The organism is Actinomyces sp. oral taxon 171 str. F0337, from assembly GCF_005696555.1.
GTDB lineage: Bacteria > Actinomycetota > Actinomycetes > Actinomycetales > Actinomycetaceae > Actinomyces > Actinomyces oris_E.
The window spans coordinates 2,941,444-2,956,618 of the sequence record NZ_CP040005.1 but is presented as its reverse complement, the minus strand read 5'-3'; the positions used below and the strand labels follow the sequence as shown (position 1 = coordinate 2,956,618).

The following is a 15,175-nucleotide window of genomic DNA, read 5'->3' as shown; positions in this document are numbered from 1 at the left end:
TTGAGCAGGTGTCATGTATTGGGAGATCGGTGACAGTGTGGGGCGTGGAGGCCACAGGCTGACGGATGCGCCAGAGCGGGGGCTCGAATCGGCTCCTTGTTGGCTTGACGAGGAGCCTTACCATGGTGACTAGTCGGAGAATGAGGAGGGGTGCCATGGCCACGACCGTCGCCGTGAGGCCTCCTGTTCTCGAATGGGCGCAGCGCCGCAGTGGTCGCGGGGATGACGACATGCGAGCTAAGTTCACGAACTGGGATCAGTGGTTGTCCGAGGAACGGCAACCACGGTTCGCTGAGGTCGAGGCTGTCGCTCAATTCACCCATGTCCCTGTTGGGTACCTGTTCTTGTCTGAGCCTCCTCGTGAGGAGCTGCCGATTCCCGATTTTAGGGACGGTCGAGGCGAAACTGGGGTGCCGACGGACGATCTTCTCGAGACGATTTATATCAATCAGCGTCGTCAAAAGTGGTATGAAGACTATCTGGCTGAGCTTGGCGACGATGAGCCGCTAACGTTTGTTGGTTCTGCTCGGCGCGCTTCTGTCGAAGTCGCCGCAGCAGATATTCGCCAGTCTCTGGGTTATGAGGTCGAATCTCGCAAACAAATGCGAACCTTCGATGAAGTGAGGAATCACCTCATCAACTCCTTCGAGGATCTCGGCGGCCTGGTGGTCATCAATTCCATGGTTGAGAATAATAGTCACCGCATGCTAGATCTCGATGAGTTTCGTGGATTCACGCTGCAGTCCCCTGTCGCGCCGCTCGTATTTGTCAATGCTCGGGACACTAAGCGGGGGCAAGTGTTCTCTCTTCTTCATGAGTTCGCGCACGTATGGCGTGGAGAGTTTGGTGTCAGCGCTGGTGGGGTATTGCCGCAAGATCGCCATAACCGTGTTGAACGGTGGTGTGACGCGGTGGCAGCTGAGGTTGCAGTGCCAGCATATGACCTTCGCGTTCAGTTCGATTCCGAGATCGACTTGACTCAAGAGTTGGATCGATTGTCCGGTCGCTACAAATGCTCCACTCTCGTTGTCCTGATCAAACTGCGTGACTTGATGCTTCTGGATCGTAGAGACTTTCAGAAGATCTATGGCGATGAAGTCAAACGGTTGCTGGAGTTTGAGGGGCGAGTGTCGCACGGCAAGGGTGGGGACTTCTATGGCAATCAGTCGTTTCGGGTGGGGAGAACGCTGAGTCGAGCTATTATTCGAGACACTCTTCGTGGTGCTACCTCTATGACCGAGGCGTTGCGTCTGATGTCTTTCAAGAAGGTGGCGGTGTTTGATCGGTATGCCGACCGCCTCGGAGTGGTGGGATGATGTTGTTTCTGTTGGACTCAAACGTCTTCATCAACGCCTCTCGGCTATATTATCATCCAGACGTGGCGCCCACGTTTTGGGAGTGGTTGACCGAGCAGAATCGAATCGGATACATTGCTTCGGTGTCTCGTGTTAAAGATGAAATTAATGATGGTGATAGCGGCTATCTCAAGAAGTGGTCATCGGAACTGCCAAGTACCTTCTGGCTTCAACCGGGTGCAAATGCGATGGCGTCGATGACTCGGCTTGCCGACTGGGCAATGCATCCGGATCGGCCGTACTGGGACTCTGCTGGAGCCGAGTTTCTGGGAGTGGCCGACTACTATCTTGTGGCTCAGGCGCACAGTGCCGGGGCTGCTGTGGTGACCTTTGAGTTACCTTCCCCCAACTCAAGAAGGCGAGTACTCATCCCAGATGCGTGTGACGCTATGGGGGTCACTTATTGTGATCCCTTCAATGTCTATCGGAGACTTGGTCTCCGCTTCTACTAGCCGTCTCCGTGGGGCGTAGGTGATGCCGGAAGGCTGTGCTCGCTATTGGGGCTGGGTGGTGAGCTCTTCTCGGGCGCTATGACAGAGCGTGGGGCGGTTCGACGGTCTCTTCCATGGAGGTGGGTGGACCTGGCGTGCCCCGGTCTCGCGGGGCTTCATTCATGGGCGGCTCCAAAGGGCAGCCTCATCCAGTGGTGCAGATTCCGTGTGCCCCCGGCGTCCGTGCGCGAGATGTGGCTTTGGTGGAAGACCAAATCCGCCTGGCGCGGCCGCGCGCGAGTGAGGTACTTGGAGAAGGTCACGCCCACGTGCTGAGGGGGCTGGGCTGAAGCCCGAGTGCTGGGCGAGCAGTTCGAGCGTGATGCGCTCGCGGAAGCTTTGGTCCACGTAGGCCACTGCGCGGCGCAGGGCCTGGTGGCTCTCGATGGCGGTGGGCAGGTCGGTGGCCGGCTCCCGGGAGGGCTCTGGTGGGAAGTGGTCGAAGAGGGTGGCGACAACGCTCAGCAGCCCGGCCTCCCAGGCGGCCTTACCTCCGGGTCCGGGGTGGTCGCTGGCGAGCATCATTCGTGCCAGCAGCGTACGCAGTCGCGCGAAGCCGGGCTGGTCGCGAGTGCTCCCGGCGGAGCGGCAGCTGAAACGGGGGACGGAGCCGTCCTGCGTGAAGCCGGCCAGGTATCCGGCGCCGATATGCAGCAGTAGCACGGTTGTGTGTGGCTGCGTGGCAAGGGTGGCGTGCCCGTCATTAGAGTTGATGACCATGACGTCGCCGGGCTCGCAGCGCTCCACCCGGCCGTCCGCGCACACCTCCATCCCGCCGGTGACGACGACGAGGATTTCCAGGGTCGGGTGCCAGTTGTAGTGGTAGGAGCCGATCCCGTAGACGTACTGGCGAGCCTGGAGGCCGCGCGCTTCGCCGGTGCTCGTAGTAGAGCTCTCCGTTCACGTGGCGGCTCGCGGTGGCGTCCATGGAAACCATCGTAAAGGCGGCGAGGATCTGACGTGCCGTCGTGAATGGCGTCGTCCCAACACGCCGGGCAGGAGTGATCTGGACCTCATATGTGCTCTCCGGGCGGTCCTGCCGGCTCGCGGTCCAGCTTCGACGGCATCCGCAGGATCGCGCGAGAAGGTGTTGCCTATCGAGACAAAAGTCCCTACCTCTATCGCAATATGTTGTGGTCTAGATACAATCAAGATACAAGATGATGTGGCTCAATGCGGCTCCTGCAGTGCATGCGGGCGTAGGGTCGGCACCGGCGCCGCCGACCGACCCGCTCTCAGCAGGTAGTGCGCAGTCGCTGGCGGCGCCGGGAAGAACCGGCCCCATCCACGCTCGACAGGGCCGCGAACAGGAACGAGAAGGACCATCGGAGAGACCCGTGCTCGAGAACCACCCCGCCCCCACCGACACTGCCACCCCGAGCCCCGTCGACGGCCCGGCCTCGACTCCGGTTGCCGTCCCCGCCTCCGATCCGAGTCTCGTGGCCCGCGGCTCGACCGACTCGGCCGTGGCCCGCGGCGAGCGCCCCACCGTGGACGCCATCGCCACCATCACCGAGTACCTGGACCGCTCCGACTGGCGCGTCAACGCCAACGCCAACCAGGGCTACTCGCTGGGCGGGATGATGCTTAACACCTCCGGCAAGGTCGTCGCCAACTACTGGCTCAGCCAGGTCTACCCGGCCGCCGCCGGCCAGGCCCACCGCAACGCGGACCTCCACATCCACGACCTGGACATGTTCGCCGGCTACTGCGCCGGCTGGTCCCTCAAGGACCTCCTCCAGCAGGGCTTCAACGGCGTCCCCGGCGCCATCGCCGCCGGCCCCGCCAAGCACTTCTCCTCGGCCGTCGGACAGATCGTCAACTTCCTGGGCACTCTCCAGAATGAGTGGGCCGGCGCCCAGGCCTTCTCCTCCTTCGACACCTACATGGCGCCCTTCGTCCGCCTGGACGACATGACCTACGCCCAGGTCAAGCAGTGCATGCAGGAGCTCATCTTCAACCTCAACGTCCCCTCGCGCTGGGGCACCCAGACGCCCTTCACCAACCTCACCTTCGACTGGACCTGCCCCGCGGACCTCGCTGACGAGCACCCCCTCATCGGCGACGAGGTCTGCGACTTCGCCTACGGCGACCTCCAGGCGGAGATGGACCTCATCAACCGCGCCTTCATGGAGGTCATGACCGAGGGCGACGCCGAGGGGCGCGTCTTCACCTTCCCCATCCCCACCTACAACATCACCCGCGACTTCGACTGGGACGCCCCCAACACCGAGCTCCTGTTCACCATGACCGCGAAGTACGGCCTGCCCTACTTCCAGAACTTCATCAACTCCGAGCTCGACCCCGGAATGATCCGCTCCATGTGCTGTCGCCTCCAGCTCGACCTGCGCGAGCTGCTCAAACGCGGCAACGGCCTGTTCGGCTCGGCCGAGCAGACCGGGTCGGTCGGCGTCGTCACCATCAACATGGCCCGGCTCGGCCACCTCTACGCCGACGACGAGGCCGCCCTGATCGCCCGGCTCGACGAGCTGCTCGAGATTGGCCGAGACACCCTGGAGCTCAAGCGCACCGTCATCCAGCACCACATCGACGCCGGCCTGTTCCCCTTCACCAAGCGGTACCTCGGCAGCCTGGACAACCACTTCTCCACCCTGGGCGTCAACGGCATGAACGAGATGGTCCGCAACTTCACCCACGACGCCTACGACCTGACCGACCCGCGCGGCTACGCCATGTGCGTGCGCCTCCTGGACCACGTGCGGGACAAGATGGTCGAGTTCCAGGAGGCCACCGGCCACCTCTACAACCTCGAGGCCACGCCGGCCGAGGGCACTACCTACCGCTTCGCCAAGGAGGACCGCAAGCGCTACCCCGGCATCCTCCAGGCCGGTACGGAGACCAACCCCTACTACACGAACTCCTCCCAGATCCCCGTGGGCTACACCGATGACCCCTTCGAGGCCCAGGAGATGCAGGAGGAGCTCCAGACCAAGTACACCGGAGGCACCGTCCTGCACCTGTACATGAACGAGCGCATCTCCTCGGCCGCGGCCTGCAAGGAGTTCGTGCGCCGTTCCCTGACCGCATTCCGCGCGCCCTACATCACCATCACGCCGACCTTCTCCATCTGCCCCGTCCACGGCTACCTCGTGGGCGAGCACCTCACCTGCGACAAGTGCGCCGAGCTCCACCCGGAGGCCGAGCCGGTCGAGTGCGAGGTGTGGACGCGCGTCATGGGTTACTTCCGCCCGGTGCGCTCCTTCAATATCGGAAAGAAGGGCGAGTACGCCGAGCGGCGGATGTTCACCGAGGTCGCCGCCGGCGGCCACGGCCCGGCCGTCTCGCGCCTGAGCGCGGTCAGCGCCTGAGAGGACCCGCCGGGGCCGCTGGGCGCCGTCGGATGATCCGGCGACGGCGCCCAGCGGGCTCGGTATCGCAACGACGCCGCCCCTCGGGTCGGCCCAGCAGTCCCGGCAGCCCCGACGACGTCCCGAAAGGAGGATGCAGTGACCTCACCGCAGACCCGTCCGCCGACCGGTCCGTACGCCGCCCAGCCGGTCCGGGCCGCTGAGGGTGGTGCGGGCCGGGGCGCCGCCGGACAGCAGGGCAGCGCCGAGCGCCGGGCCGATACCTGCCCCCACCACCGGCCCGCCGACGACCTGGTGATCGCCGGGCTCGTCCCCATGAGCACGGTCGACTGGCCCGACCACCTGACCGCGACCGTCTTCCTGCAGGGCTGCCCCTGGAACTGCTTCTACTGCCACAACCGGGACCTCATCCCCGCCCGCACTCCCGGCCGGGTGGCGTGGGAGGAGGTGCGCACCCTGCTGCGCCGCCGGCGCGGGCTGCTCGACGGCGTCGTCCTCACCGGAGGCGAGGCGCTGCGCCAGGACGCCCTGGCCGACGCCGCCCGCGAGGTCATCGACATGGGCTTCCAGGTGGGGCTGCACACGGCCGGGCCCTACCCGCGGCGGCTGCGCGACATGGTCGGGGCCGGGCTCGTCGACTGGGTGGGCCTGGACATCAAGGCCCTGCCCGAGCACTACGGGCAGGTGGTCGGCCGGGAGGGCGCGGCCGCGAGGGCCTGGGAGAGCCTGGAGGTGCTTGTCGAGACGGCCGGCCGCGGTGGGCCGGACTTCGAGGTTCGCACCACCGTGGTGCCCGGGGACGTGACGGCCGACGACGCCGTCGAGGTCGCTCGGCGGGTGCACGCGGCGGGGGCTCGGGTCTACGCCCTCCAGCAGGCCCGCTCCGAGGGGACGAGCGGCGAGTTCGACGTCGTGGTGCCCGGCTGGGACGGGATGTGCGAGCGCATGGCCGAGCGCATCGAGGCCCTGGGCTGGGACCATTTCACCTACCGCCCGGCGTAGGGCGGCCGCCGTGGGGAGCGGTGTCCATGGTTGGTGGCGGGGCGCGCTTCTAGCCTCGAAGTTATGAGCTATGACATCCTGATCTTTGAACCGGACTCCGCGACCGACGAGGACTTTCCCCGGTGGTGGAAGCAGGTGGTCTCCCAGTGGGACGAGCCGTACGACTTCAGCACCATCGAAGGCTCCACCCCGGCGATCAGGGCCTTCTACCGCGACCTCATCCGCACCTTCCCTCCGTTCAACGGCCCCGACGCGCTGAGTGACGAGGAGCTTGAAGAGCGGGAGGACAAGGGGCTGCCGGTCGCCGACTACACCATTGGCGCCGACTACATCTACATCAGTGTCGGCTGGTCGGACGCGAACGCGCTCGTCAAGATCGTCGGCCAGATGGCCTGGACGCAGCGGCTCGCGGTCGCCTACGTCAGCGAGGACAGCTCGATCTTCCGGCCGTAGGGGAGAGGGGCCCGACGCTGCGCGTCGATCCTTCGATCCGGATCCACGCCCGCAGCCACAACGTAGTACATGTAGAACATTTTTCGTATTCTCGTGTCATGAGTGCAGCGGATGTGCCGGTTTCTCCGGGGAGCAGGACTGTTGGACTGCGGGAGGTCAATCAGCAGGCCGGGCGGGTCTACCGTGAGGTCGAGTCCAGTGGTGTGCCTGTGACGGTCACCGACCGTGGCCGCCCGATCGCCCGGATCGTCCCGATCCGTGATGACGAGTCCTGGTACGAGCGGATGGTCCGTGAGGGCAAGGTCCGTCCGGCGGCAGGCGACTGGGCGCTGCCCGCCAGGCGGTGGGAGGCGCCCGAGGGTTTCGACCTGGAGCAGTTCCTCCTCGGTGATCGCGAGGAGGACAGGTGATCTACCTCGATACCTCGGTGGCGCTGCTCTCCCTCCTCGGCCAGTCCGGAGCCGATGAGGCTGCGCGGCTCATCTTGGATGCCCGCGCGACAGAGGGGCTGGTGTCCTCCTGTCTGCTCCAGGTGGAGATGGCGCGGGCGGCGCATCGCGATCACTTCGATGTCTGCGTGGTCGATGAGTTCATCGTGGGGGTGGAGCTCATTGAGATCGGCCCGGACGTCATTGAGCGCGCCAGTGCCCTGACCGGTGAGTTCAACTCTCTTGGCGCCATTCACTTGGCGACTGCGACGCTGCTGGACGATCCTCGTCACCCTGTCACAGTTCTGACTCATGACGCCCGCCTGGCCGACGCCGCCCGGTCCCGAGGAGTGGGCGTCACCGACCCGCTGGGCTCATAGCACCCGGTAGACCTCCTCGAAGGGCAGGCGCGGGTTGCGCTCCTGGTAGGCGTCCGGCCCCGGGTGGCCGACGTTGATGACCAGGAGCACCTCCACGTCCTGACCGGCGAAGAACTCGGTTGCCAACGCCTCGGCGTCGTCGCCGTTCATGGGGCCGGCTGCCAGCCCGACGGCGCGAATCGCCTGGATGACGTAGGCCGTCTGAATCAGCGCTGAGGTGCGCGCCCACCGTGCCCGCATCTCCGCCCCGCCCTCCTCCAGCAGCCGCTGGTAGCGCTCGCCGCGCGGGTGCAGCCGCGGCAGGGACCCGGCGAAGGACCGATCGGCCGCGCAGACGAGGGTGAGAGGCGCCCCTGCGGCCTGCTCTCGATTGCCGCTGGGAAGACAGGGCAGTAGCCGTTCCCGGGCTGCCGCCGACTGGATGGCTACCACTCTCAACGGCTGGGCGTTGACCGCCGTCGGCGCCCACTTGGCCAGCTCGTGGATCGCCCGCAGCTGGACGTCGGTCACCGGCTCGTCGGTGAAGGTGTAGGCGGTACGTGCCCCGCTGAACAGCAGCGAGGCGTCGGACTCGGTCAGGACGGACTCGCCGGGCACGGGGCCCGGAACCGGAACGGGGGAGACGACTGCCATGCTTCGATTGAAGCACGTGTCGTCTCCCCCGGGGCGGAAGTTGTCCCGGCAAAGAAGCCTTGTTGTCCCTCGCCCTTGCTCGCCTCGACCTCCTGACGTGTGGCCTCGCAGCGCTTCTCCGTCGCGCAGGCGATCCGTGCGGTGGCGGAGAGTGTGTGCTGTGAGGGCCTGAGCCGTGCTGTTCGAGAAGTAGCCGTTCTTCTCGACGGGAGGGTGAGGCTCCGGGCCGAGCGCCGTAGGGAATGAGGCAGGAAGTGATGGATGAGAATGCCGCTCCTGGCGCAAACGCTTGTGCTCCCGCAACGCCTGGATATCCTCCCCCTCGAGATGTGTGGATGGGGCTCGACTGAGGGTGTTGGGTGGGTGCAGATCCCCATTCTCACAGGCGTAAAATTGAGGAACAGTAAGTTAATGACTGTGACGTCATTTCGTTCACGTTGCTGGTGGGAATGTTGTGTATCGATCCGATTGCGTTTTGCGGCGGCGTGAGTTATCGCTGCTTTCGGAGTGCTTCAATTCTCTTGGCTAGCCGTTTACCATCCATTCTCGTAACCCGAGGCTTTCGTGAGCACACCCATTTTGCCCTCTATTTCTTTCAAATTTCCCCGCGCCTTTATGGTGACAGTTTCTTCTTCGACGTCGCGGCGCCAGAGGATGGTGGCGAGGTCGGCGTCCGCGGCTCTGGCCATGGCGGCCTGCGCCGGTCTGGCCGGGTGCGGGGTTCCGTCCGTGGCTGACGATGCGGGCTCACCGGCGCCGTCGCTGACGGTGATTGCTTCGCCGTCGCCGTTACCCACTCCGACTCCATCTCCCTCTCCGTCTCCAACTCCGAGTCCCGCCCCGTCCCCGGCACAGAGTCCTACGTCTGCGCCGTTGCCGATTCCAACGACGCAGGCCCCGACGCCGGAGCCTCCAGCGCCACCTGCCACGCAGGAGCCCGAGTCGACACCGGAGGAGAAGACGGAGGCTGGCGGTGGCGCGGCGGCTCCCGCTCCCGTTCCGGAGCCGAAGCAGGAGATCACTTACTATGACAACTGCACGGCGGCGCGGGCTGCGGGTGCTGCACCGTTGTACCAAGGTGAACCTGGCTATCGGCCTGCGCTGGATCGAGACAAGGATGGCATCGCCTGCGAGATCAAGTAAGGCCCCGTCGACGCCCGCTGTCTAGAACGGTGTCGGCGTAAGAGTCATCCACCTGCTCCATGTGCTTCGTTCGCAACGTTCAGACGTCGCGAACGAAGCACATCGATTTGGAACGGCCGGCGGGGCCACGTTTGAGGCATGTGATGTTTGCTCACATCGCGCAAGGTGAGGTGGCGCGGTGCGAGCGGAGGTCAACTACGTGCAGACGGGATCCTGCGGAGCACTCAAGTTCCTCGTGCCGCGCAGACGAGCCGTTCCCAAAACAACCAAGACTTCACCGATGTCGCATCAGGTGGCTTGGCTTGAATGAACTGATTCAGCGTGACGGGCTGATGTTCAGCTGCTTGAACGTCTCAGGCCGCAGACCGGCCCACATGTGAGACCGCTCGGACAGCGTCTGCTGCGGTCGGTGCCTGAATCTGTGTTGTCCAGGCACCGATGGCCACTTCCAGGTGTCGCCGGCCTGGCAGGACCGCGACAGGCTCTCGCCGACCATCCTTAGTTGTGCCGATGACGGTGAACCAGGCGGGGCGGCCGAGGCGGTGGAGCAGATCGGCGCCTTCCGGCTCGGCGGCGAGATGATCCATAACGACATTGAGTGCGGCTCTCCAGGTCTGCATTTCAATCCCTGTCTCGGCGTGTGCGCGCAAGAGGTCGGCGACAAGCAGCATGACGTCGTCTCGAGTGGCGTCGTTCGTGGGGTGCCAGTGCTTGCCGATGATGGCGGCGAGGCGATCAGCGTGTTCAAGCACCGCCGCCTCGGCTTCAGTCGCGATGTCTCGTGGATGGATCATGATGGACTCCTTCGAGTGGTGAAAGCCCATTCTCTGGAGTGGTGTGTAGCTTGCTGGAAGCTTTGGGTCTACCCGACTGTTTGTTCCTCTGCCCGGAGGAAGTCTTTGAAGTGCTCGGCAAGGCGGTCACCATCAGGGTGCATCTGTTTGGAGGCTGGCACGTGTGTGAGGGAGCGGCCGTCGAATGTCAGTAAACCGGTTTGTAAGTGCGCAGTCTCGATACGCTTTGCTCTTGTTGCCACATGGATGCGGCGGTTGGCGTCGATGCCGAGGAGATGGCGATCGTAGGCGGTGTGGTGGAGTCTGCATAGCGCCAGACCATTGCTGACTTCAGGGACTCCTGCTTCCCTGGAGTCGGCGATGATGTGCGAGGCTTCGAGGAGCTGTGCATGTGGAAGGTCGCAGACTGCGCAGGAGATCTGATAGGCGCTAAGTACGTGCTCCCGGAAGTCGTGCTGATGGATGCGTGCCTTCGTCCATCTGGAAACGTACTTCTTCTCGATCTGCCCAGAGTTTCTGTGATCTGAAGTAGGTGGTGTCGTCTCATCGATGGCGATGATGAACTCTGCGTTGCGAATGTCAATATCGACGATGTAGGCCGGGAATCGAGGGTAATAAAAGAGGGTTGACTTTGTCGGTTTTACCCCCACAAGCCAGGCCAGTGGGTAATTTTGGTCTGCAGCCACTTTCATCGCGTCGTTCGTCCACTGTATTGTGGCTGAAAATTTGTAGCGAAGCAGTCCGCCGTCATCTATCCGATCGGCGTATGGTGCTTTTTTCCGGGGGTGGGAGCTGCGGTCTTGAATGTTAGGGCGGCCTTAAATTCTTGAGGCTTCCAGATTCCCTGGGATTGATGGGTGAGACGGAAATGGTGGCCGTGCCAGGAGAATCCATCCATTAGTTCCTTGTGGGTGAAGAGTTCGTGGCCATTCATTTGCTGTGATTCGAACCACTGCATGGCGGCGAAGTGTGCGTCGCGCTCCTCTTCAGGAGTAAAAATTTCCCGGTCCACAATGGCTTCCCTCATGAAAAGAGCAGGTGAGAGATGGGGTGCGCCTGCCCGCGGTGGCAGAGTCTCTCTGTGAGAGTATAGCGTGTCGGAACGATGCTGAGTGATCCGGGTTTGCTTACCAAGTGATAGGAGAAATTCTTACTTGTTACCCCCCGCTTTAGTCAGCGGCGTCGCCCAGGAGGATGGCCATTGCGGAGCCGGAATCACTAGTGTCATGGTCGCTGGGCCGGTGCTGGGCCGCGGTCTCAGACCCCGGAGCCGTCAGACCGTGGTTCGATGAAGTGCTCAAGCTGCTTTCCTAGACTGGCTGCGTGCCAGTCCCCAACGTCCCACCGCGCACTCGCCGCTTGGACGCGCTATCACGGGACTGACCGTGGTTGTTGTCGGCTTGGGCACTATGGCCGGCTTCTCACCGACTCCATCCAGGCACGCCCAGGTAACGGCATTGCTTGTCATGGCTGGGCTCGTTGCCACCGCCCTGTGGCTGCGGCGGCGCGACCAGCGTGCCCACGAGCAGCGCCTGGCACAGGAGTCGGCTGCGCTCGCCGTCGCAGAGGATCGCCTCGTCATCGCCCGCGAGCTGCACGACGCCGTCTCCGGCAGCCTCGGCGCCATTACCGTGCGCTGCGCCGTGGCCCAGCGCCTCGAGACCACCCCCGACGGGCTATGGGCCGCATTCGACGACGTCAAGATCGCCTCCCGCGAGGCCACCGACGCACTGCGACGCATGCTCACCGTCCTGCGAGACGAGCACACGTCCCCGACGCCCGGGGCAGTGGCGACGGTCCCTGCTGGAGCTCTGGGCGACGTACCGCTTCCCGAAACCACTCTCATCAGCAACCTCGCCGAGAGCCTTCGGGAGCCGATCGGCAAGGCCCGCCGCACCGGCGTCACCGTCGATCTCGACGTCGATGCTATCGGCACAGACGCGGACATCGCCCAAGCCTCCACGATGACCGACGGTCTCCCGGCTCCGACGGCTCAGGCCGCTGTCCGGGTCGTGGCCGAGGCCCTGGCCAACACCGCCCGCCACGCCGGTCCCACGCGCGCCCGTGTCGCCCTCCGTCGGGAGCCGGTACGGCTGCGCATCGCCGCCTACGAATCCGGCCTCATCAACGTCCGCTGAGGCTGCTGCCCGCGACTCTGCTTGAGGCGAGTGGCGTCTTCGGCTGAAAAGTGTCCATATGGGACGACTTTGACGGCTCACTTGCACAAACAGAATTGTGTTTGTGCAGGTCAGGCGTTTTGGGTGGTTGCGTTCCGGCGATTGGGGCATTCAAAGTCGTCCCATACGGACAAAATCTGCTCAAGAGCCGTCGCCGTTGTGCTTAAGTGCGGCTTGTTGACGGTGCTGCTCGGAAACCGTCAGCGGGGTGTGACCGAGAGGGCGGCGATGCCATGCCCTCGGGGACGACGTCGGCACATCGTCTCAAAGGACACGGCTATCCGAGGAGCCTCCCGCCGGGCCCCGTCGGGCTGATCTCACCTCCGCTCCGTGAACACCAGCCGGCGCTGCGCCACATAGCTGGCCACGTAGATGGCCCCATCGCCGAGAATCTTGGCGATCCCCAGGGGGATCCCGACCGTGGTGAGCGCCTTGAGTACCAGGTAGCTGGCTGCCAGCAGGCTCACCGCCAGGACCGTGTACCGCACCGCCGTGCGCACCACGGTGCCGCGCCGCGCCCGGAAGACGCGACGATTCATGAAGAAGTTCGCCGTCCCGGAGACCAACCGCGCCCCCACGACCGCCACCAGCAGGTTGCCGGTCGTTGCGAAGATGACCATGACACTCAGCCAGTCGATCCCGAAGCTCGCCAGCGACGCCCCCATGAACCGCAGCAGCGGAGCATAGATCCGCGCCGAGTCCTGCAGCGGGCGGAAGTGGGAGGAGGTGTTGCCCGGCTCGTAGACCGTGGTGATCTCCACCTGCTCCACCACCATCCCCAGCTCGTGGGCGCGCAGCAGGGCGGAGAGCTCGTACTCGTAGCGGTCCCCGGGAACCTCCTGCAGCCAGGCCAGCTGCCCGGCGGGATAGCCGCGCAGGCCCGTCTGAGTGTCGCCCAGCCTCCAGCCGGTCGCGCCCCGGAACAGCAGGGCGGTCACGTCATTGCCGATCCGACTGCGCAGCGGTACCGGCCCGGAGAAGCGCCGCACCCCCAGGGTCATGTGCCCGGTCTCGCGCACCCTCGCGGCCACGGCCTCAATGTCCGACGGCGTGTGCTGCCCGTCGGCGTCGGCGCACACCACGTCCGCGTCGGGCCAGGAGGCGGCCGCGTGGGCCAGGCCCGTGCGCAGTGCCTGGCCCTTGCCCCGGTTGACCGGGTAGCTGACGACCTGGGCGCCCCGGGCGCGGGCAGCGGCGAAGAAGGGCGCGTACTGCGGTCCCGAGCCGTCGTCGACAACCAGCACCGCGCAGTCCCGGCGCGCCCCGCGCAGGCGGGCCACGAGCGCAGCCAGGCGCTCATCGGGCTTGTAGGCCGGGATGAGAACCACGAGCGTCACCGCCGCCCGGGGGCGAGGCGCGCAACCGACCCGTGGCGCGGTCCGGTTGCCCGCCGTCCGGTTGGCGGCGGTCCGGTTCGCGGGGGCGATGACCCGCGGCAGCACCCGCGGCGAGATCTGAAGGGCTGTGTCGGTGCCGCTCATCTCAGGCTCCGTTCGCGATGTAGAGGATGTCGGAGGTGTCGCGCTCGCCCCCGTTGGAGGGCTGGTTGATGATCGAGCCGTTGAAGTACATGGCCGACGAACCGCCGCCGTCGATGTTGTAGGCGCAGGCGCACCCCAGTTCGGCCATGATCTGGGCGAGCTCGGTCATGGTCACGCCGCGCGAGTAGCCCTCGCTGCGGCCGTCGACGACGACGAGCTTGAGGTGGTTCTTCTCCACCCACCCCACGGCGGTGCGCGGCTGCTGGCCCTGGATGGAGTGGTTGCCGACGTTCGTGTCCACCTCGACCTGGTCGATGCCGGAGAGCACCTTGGAGCCGTTGACCAGCGCCGGCCCGAAGGACAGCGTGTTCCACACGCCCGCGTCCAGAAGCGTCTGGGCCTTGGTGGTGGTCTCGTCGTAGACCTCCACGCGCCCGTCGCTGTAGAAGGCCATGCCGTCGCGCGTTCCGCTGTCGCGGTAGATGACGCCGTTGCGGATGAGGATGCCGTCGCTGCGGAAGCCGTAGTAGTCGCCGTTGATGGCCAGGATCGCGTCGTGCTCGGAGGCCATCGTGCTGGGCTTGGCAACGATGTTGGTGCCGTAGGAGTTGTTGGCGAAGGCGCTGCGCAGGTCGGTGGCGTTGGTGAGCTTGACGTCGGCCACGTAGTAGGTGATGGTGTCGCTGCCCGAGCCGGTGGAGACCTGCTGGATCTCGATGCTTGTGTTGGACGAGGAGTAGGAGCTGTCCCCGACCGTCACGTTCGTGGCCGGGGTCGCCGAGGCGGCGGCGTTCTGCGCCTTGGCCTCCAGAGCGGTGACGTCGCCAACCTCGACATGGTCGATGACGAAGCGGTTGAGCGCCCAGGCGCTGGTGCCGGTGGCGGCCAGCCCCAGGACGGCGGCGCCACCCAGGAGGAAGCGGCGGCGCGGGTGCTTGCTGGACGTCGAGGAGCGGTCGCGCCGGCTGGAGTCGTGGTCCTGGCTGAACTGGGGCGGCTCGGTCGGGCTGAGGGTGTCGGAGCTGTGCATGACTCAACCGTGTCGGCCCCGTGTATGCCAGACGTAGGTTGACCTTGTGGGTCTCCTGTGAAGCCGCAGCTGGTGGAACGACGCTGAGAATGCCGCCGCGTCAGGCGTCAATACCCCTGGAGGGTGAGAGTCCTGCGTAGAGATGGTCCCGGATGTGCTTCAACGAGGCTGGGACTGGGCCTATGGTGAGGGTGGTCGCCGTCCTTGTCATGACGTTCAACAGGAAGATATCAGTATGTTGTCTGCTCGAAACCTCAAAATTCTCCGGCTGGTCGCAGGGCTGCTCGCGATCACCTCTGCAGTCATAAATTTCACCCAGGGGAACAGGACGGTCGCGATCGTCTTCATCGGTGTCGGAGTCATTTTTCTGGCCCAGGTGGCGTCATCGTCATCTGACGGCGGTGGCCGCCGTCCTCCGTCGAACTCATGAGCGCCGTCGGGCCTCACTGCAGCAGTCGCATCCGTTCCGCTCGACCTGC

The 15,175-nt window shown here is 64.8% G+C and carries 18 protein-coding genes; 9 read left to right on the top strand and 9 right to left on the bottom strand.

Going from position 1 to position 15,175, the window contains the following annotated elements; all coding sequences use genetic code 11:
* Positions 1-155 precede the first annotated feature (155 nt).
* Both FBF36_RS12640 and FBF36_RS12635 read left to right on the top strand, forming a co-directional pair.
* Positions 156-1,316 carry an ImmA/IrrE family metallo-endopeptidase gene (locus FBF36_RS12640; RefSeq protein ID WP_034491150.1) on the top strand — a complete coding sequence of 387 codons (1,161 nt, stop codon included), beginning with the start codon at positions 156-158 and terminating at the stop codon, positions 1,314-1,316.
* On the top strand, positions 1,313-1,807 hold the full coding sequence (locus tag FBF36_RS12635; RefSeq protein WP_198282988.1) for a DUF4411 family protein: 495 nt from the start codon (positions 1,313-1,315) through the stop codon (positions 1,805-1,807). The genes FBF36_RS12640 and FBF36_RS12635 overlap by 4 nt, the downstream gene beginning before the upstream one ends.
* 159 nt (positions 1,808-1,966) lie before the next feature.
* Here FBF36_RS12635 and FBF36_RS12630 read toward each other — a convergent pair whose 3' ends face one another.
* A complete protein-coding gene (locus FBF36_RS12630) occupies positions 1,967-2,680 on the bottom strand; it encodes a cupin domain-containing protein (protein WP_138137678.1) in 714 nt (237 codons plus the stop codon).
* Positions 2,681-3,183: 503 nt separating this feature from the next.
* Here FBF36_RS12630 and FBF36_RS12625 point away from each other — a divergent pair.
* The 5 genes from FBF36_RS12625 (at position 3,184) to FBF36_RS12605 (ending at position 7,438) form a co-directional block, all read left to right on the top strand.
* The gene (locus FBF36_RS12625) at positions 3,184-5,175 is read left to right on the top strand and encodes a ribonucleoside triphosphate reductase (RefSeq protein ID WP_009393769.1); all 1,992 of its coding nucleotides are present in this window, start codon (positions 3,184-3,186) and stop codon (positions 5,173-5,175) included.
* Between the two features lie 291 nt (positions 5,176-5,466).
* The gene (locus FBF36_RS12620) at positions 5,467-6,177 is read left to right on the top strand and encodes an anaerobic ribonucleoside-triphosphate reductase activating protein (protein ID WP_138137879.1); all 711 of its coding nucleotides are present in this window, start codon (positions 5,467-5,469) and stop codon (positions 6,175-6,177) included.
* A 63-nt stretch (positions 6,178-6,240) separates the two neighbouring features.
* The gene (locus FBF36_RS12615) at positions 6,241-6,630 is read left to right on the top strand and encodes a hypothetical protein (RefSeq protein WP_009393121.1); all 390 of its coding nucleotides are present in this window, start codon (positions 6,241-6,243) and stop codon (positions 6,628-6,630) included.
* A gap of 98 nt (positions 6,631-6,728) precedes the next feature.
* Entirely contained in the window at positions 6,729-7,040 is a 312-nt protein-coding gene (locus FBF36_RS12610) for a type II toxin-antitoxin system Phd/YefM family antitoxin (protein WP_009393122.1), read from the top strand.
* A complete protein-coding gene (locus FBF36_RS12605) occupies positions 7,037-7,438 on the top strand; it encodes a PIN domain-containing protein (protein WP_009393123.1) in 402 nt (133 codons plus the stop codon). Before FBF36_RS12610 ends, FBF36_RS12605 begins: the two co-directional genes overlap by 4 nt.
* On the opposite strand, the gene FBF36_RS12600 is transcribed toward FBF36_RS12605, so the two are convergent.
* Both FBF36_RS12600 and FBF36_RS12595 read right to left on the bottom strand, forming a co-directional pair.
* A complete protein-coding gene (locus FBF36_RS12600; RefSeq protein WP_009393124.1) occupies positions 7,433-8,071 on the bottom strand; it encodes a malonic semialdehyde reductase in 639 nt (212 codons plus the stop codon). The genes FBF36_RS12605 and FBF36_RS12600 overlap by 6 nt on opposite strands.
* A 533-nt stretch (positions 8,072-8,604) precedes the next feature.
* The gene (locus FBF36_RS12595; RefSeq protein ID WP_034490731.1) at positions 8,605-8,868 is read right to left on the bottom strand and encodes a hypothetical protein; all 264 of its coding nucleotides are present in this window, start codon (positions 8,866-8,868) and stop codon (positions 8,605-8,607) included.
* On the opposite strand from FBF36_RS12595, the gene FBF36_RS13610 reads away from it, so the two are divergent.
* Positions 8,759-9,214 carry an excalibur calcium-binding domain-containing protein gene (locus FBF36_RS13610; RefSeq protein ID WP_225792517.1) on the top strand — a complete coding sequence of 152 codons (456 nt, stop codon included), beginning with the start codon at positions 8,759-8,761 and terminating at the stop codon, positions 9,212-9,214. The genes FBF36_RS12595 and FBF36_RS13610 overlap by 110 nt on opposite strands.
* Before the next feature lie 353 nt (positions 9,215-9,567).
* Here FBF36_RS13610 and FBF36_RS12585 read toward each other — a convergent pair whose 3' ends face one another.
* The 4 genes from FBF36_RS12585 to FBF36_RS13715 form a co-directional block, all read right to left on the bottom strand.
* Positions 9,568-10,008, bottom strand: coding sequence for a hypothetical protein (locus FBF36_RS12585; protein WP_034490735.1), 441 nt, complete (start codon positions 10,006-10,008; stop codon positions 9,568-9,570).
* A gap of 68 nt (positions 10,009-10,076) precedes the next feature.
* Positions 10,077-10,700, bottom strand: coding sequence for an HNH endonuclease (locus FBF36_RS12580; protein WP_009393129.1), 624 nt, complete (start codon positions 10,698-10,700; stop codon positions 10,077-10,079).
* Between the two features lie 59 nt (positions 10,701-10,759).
* Complete coding sequence (locus FBF36_RS13605; protein WP_009393130.1) at positions 10,760-11,035, bottom strand: hypothetical protein; 276 nt, start codon at positions 11,033-11,035, stop codon at positions 10,760-10,762.
* A gap of 142 nt (positions 11,036-11,177) precedes the next feature.
* Entirely contained in the window at positions 11,178-11,309 is a 132-nt protein-coding gene (locus FBF36_RS13715) for a hypothetical protein (RefSeq protein ID WP_263970025.1), read from the bottom strand.
* Between the two features lie 165 nt (positions 11,310-11,474).
* On the opposite strand from FBF36_RS13715, the gene FBF36_RS12575 reads away from it, so the two are divergent.
* Complete coding sequence (locus FBF36_RS12575) at positions 11,475-12,146, top strand: sensor histidine kinase (protein ID WP_009393132.1); 672 nt, start codon at positions 11,475-11,477, stop codon at positions 12,144-12,146.
* Between the two features lie 356 nt (positions 12,147-12,502).
* Here FBF36_RS12575 and FBF36_RS12570 read toward each other — a convergent pair whose 3' ends face one another.
* Both FBF36_RS12570 and FBF36_RS12565 read right to left on the bottom strand, forming a co-directional pair.
* Complete coding sequence (locus tag FBF36_RS12570; RefSeq protein ID WP_138137676.1) at positions 12,503-13,666, bottom strand: bifunctional glycosyltransferase family 2/GtrA family protein; 1,164 nt, start codon at positions 13,664-13,666, stop codon at positions 12,503-12,505.
* Position 13,667: 1 nt separating this feature from the next.
* Positions 13,668-14,696 carry a phosphodiester glycosidase family protein gene (locus tag FBF36_RS12565; RefSeq protein ID WP_009395224.1) on the bottom strand — a complete coding sequence of 343 codons (1,029 nt, stop codon included), beginning with the start codon at positions 14,694-14,696 and terminating at the stop codon, positions 13,668-13,670.
* Between the last annotated feature and the right edge of the window lie 479 nt (positions 14,697-15,175).

Bases quoted from the DNA above. Each gene is read 5' to 3' on its own strand.
- FBF36_RS12640 (WP_034491150.1), top strand. From the start codon at position 156: ATGGCCACGACCGTCGCCGTGAGGCCTCCTGTTCTCGAATGGGCGCAG.
- FBF36_RS12635 (WP_198282988.1), top strand. From the start codon at position 1,313: ATGATGTTGTTTCTGTTGGACTCAAACGTCTTCATCAACGCCTCTCGG.
- FBF36_RS12615 (WP_009393121.1), top strand. From the start codon at position 6,241: ATGAGCTATGACATCCTGATCTTTGAACCGGACTCCGCGACCGACGAG.
- FBF36_RS12610 (WP_009393122.1), top strand. From the start codon at position 6,729: ATGAGTGCAGCGGATGTGCCGGTTTCTCCGGGGAGCAGGACTGTTGGA.
- FBF36_RS12600 (WP_009393124.1), bottom strand. From the start codon at position 8,071: ATGGCAGTCGTCTCCCCCGTTCCGGTTCCGGGCCCCGTGCCCGGCGAG.
- FBF36_RS13610 (WP_225792517.1), top strand. From the start codon at position 8,759: ATGGCGGCCTGCGCCGGTCTGGCCGGGTGCGGGGTTCCGTCCGTGGCT.
- FBF36_RS12585 (WP_034490735.1), bottom strand. From the start codon at position 10,008: ATGATCCATCCACGAGACATCGCGACTGAAGCCGAGGCGGCGGTGCTT.
- FBF36_RS12580 (WP_009393129.1), bottom strand. From the start codon at position 10,700: ATGAAAGTGGCTGCAGACCAAAATTACCCACTGGCCTGGCTTGTGGGG.
- FBF36_RS13605 (WP_009393130.1), bottom strand. From the start codon at position 11,035: ATGAGGGAAGCCATTGTGGACCGGGAAATTTTTACTCCTGAAGAGGAG.
- FBF36_RS12575 (WP_009393132.1), top strand. From the start codon at position 11,475: ATGGCTGGGCTCGTTGCCACCGCCCTGTGGCTGCGGCGGCGCGACCAG.
- FBF36_RS12570 (WP_138137676.1), bottom strand. From the start codon at position 13,666: ATGAGCGGCACCGACACAGCCCTTCAGATCTCGCCGCGGGTGCTGCCG.
- FBF36_RS12565 (WP_009395224.1), bottom strand. From the start codon at position 14,696: ATGCACAGCTCCGACACCCTCAGCCCGACCGAGCCGCCCCAGTTCAGC.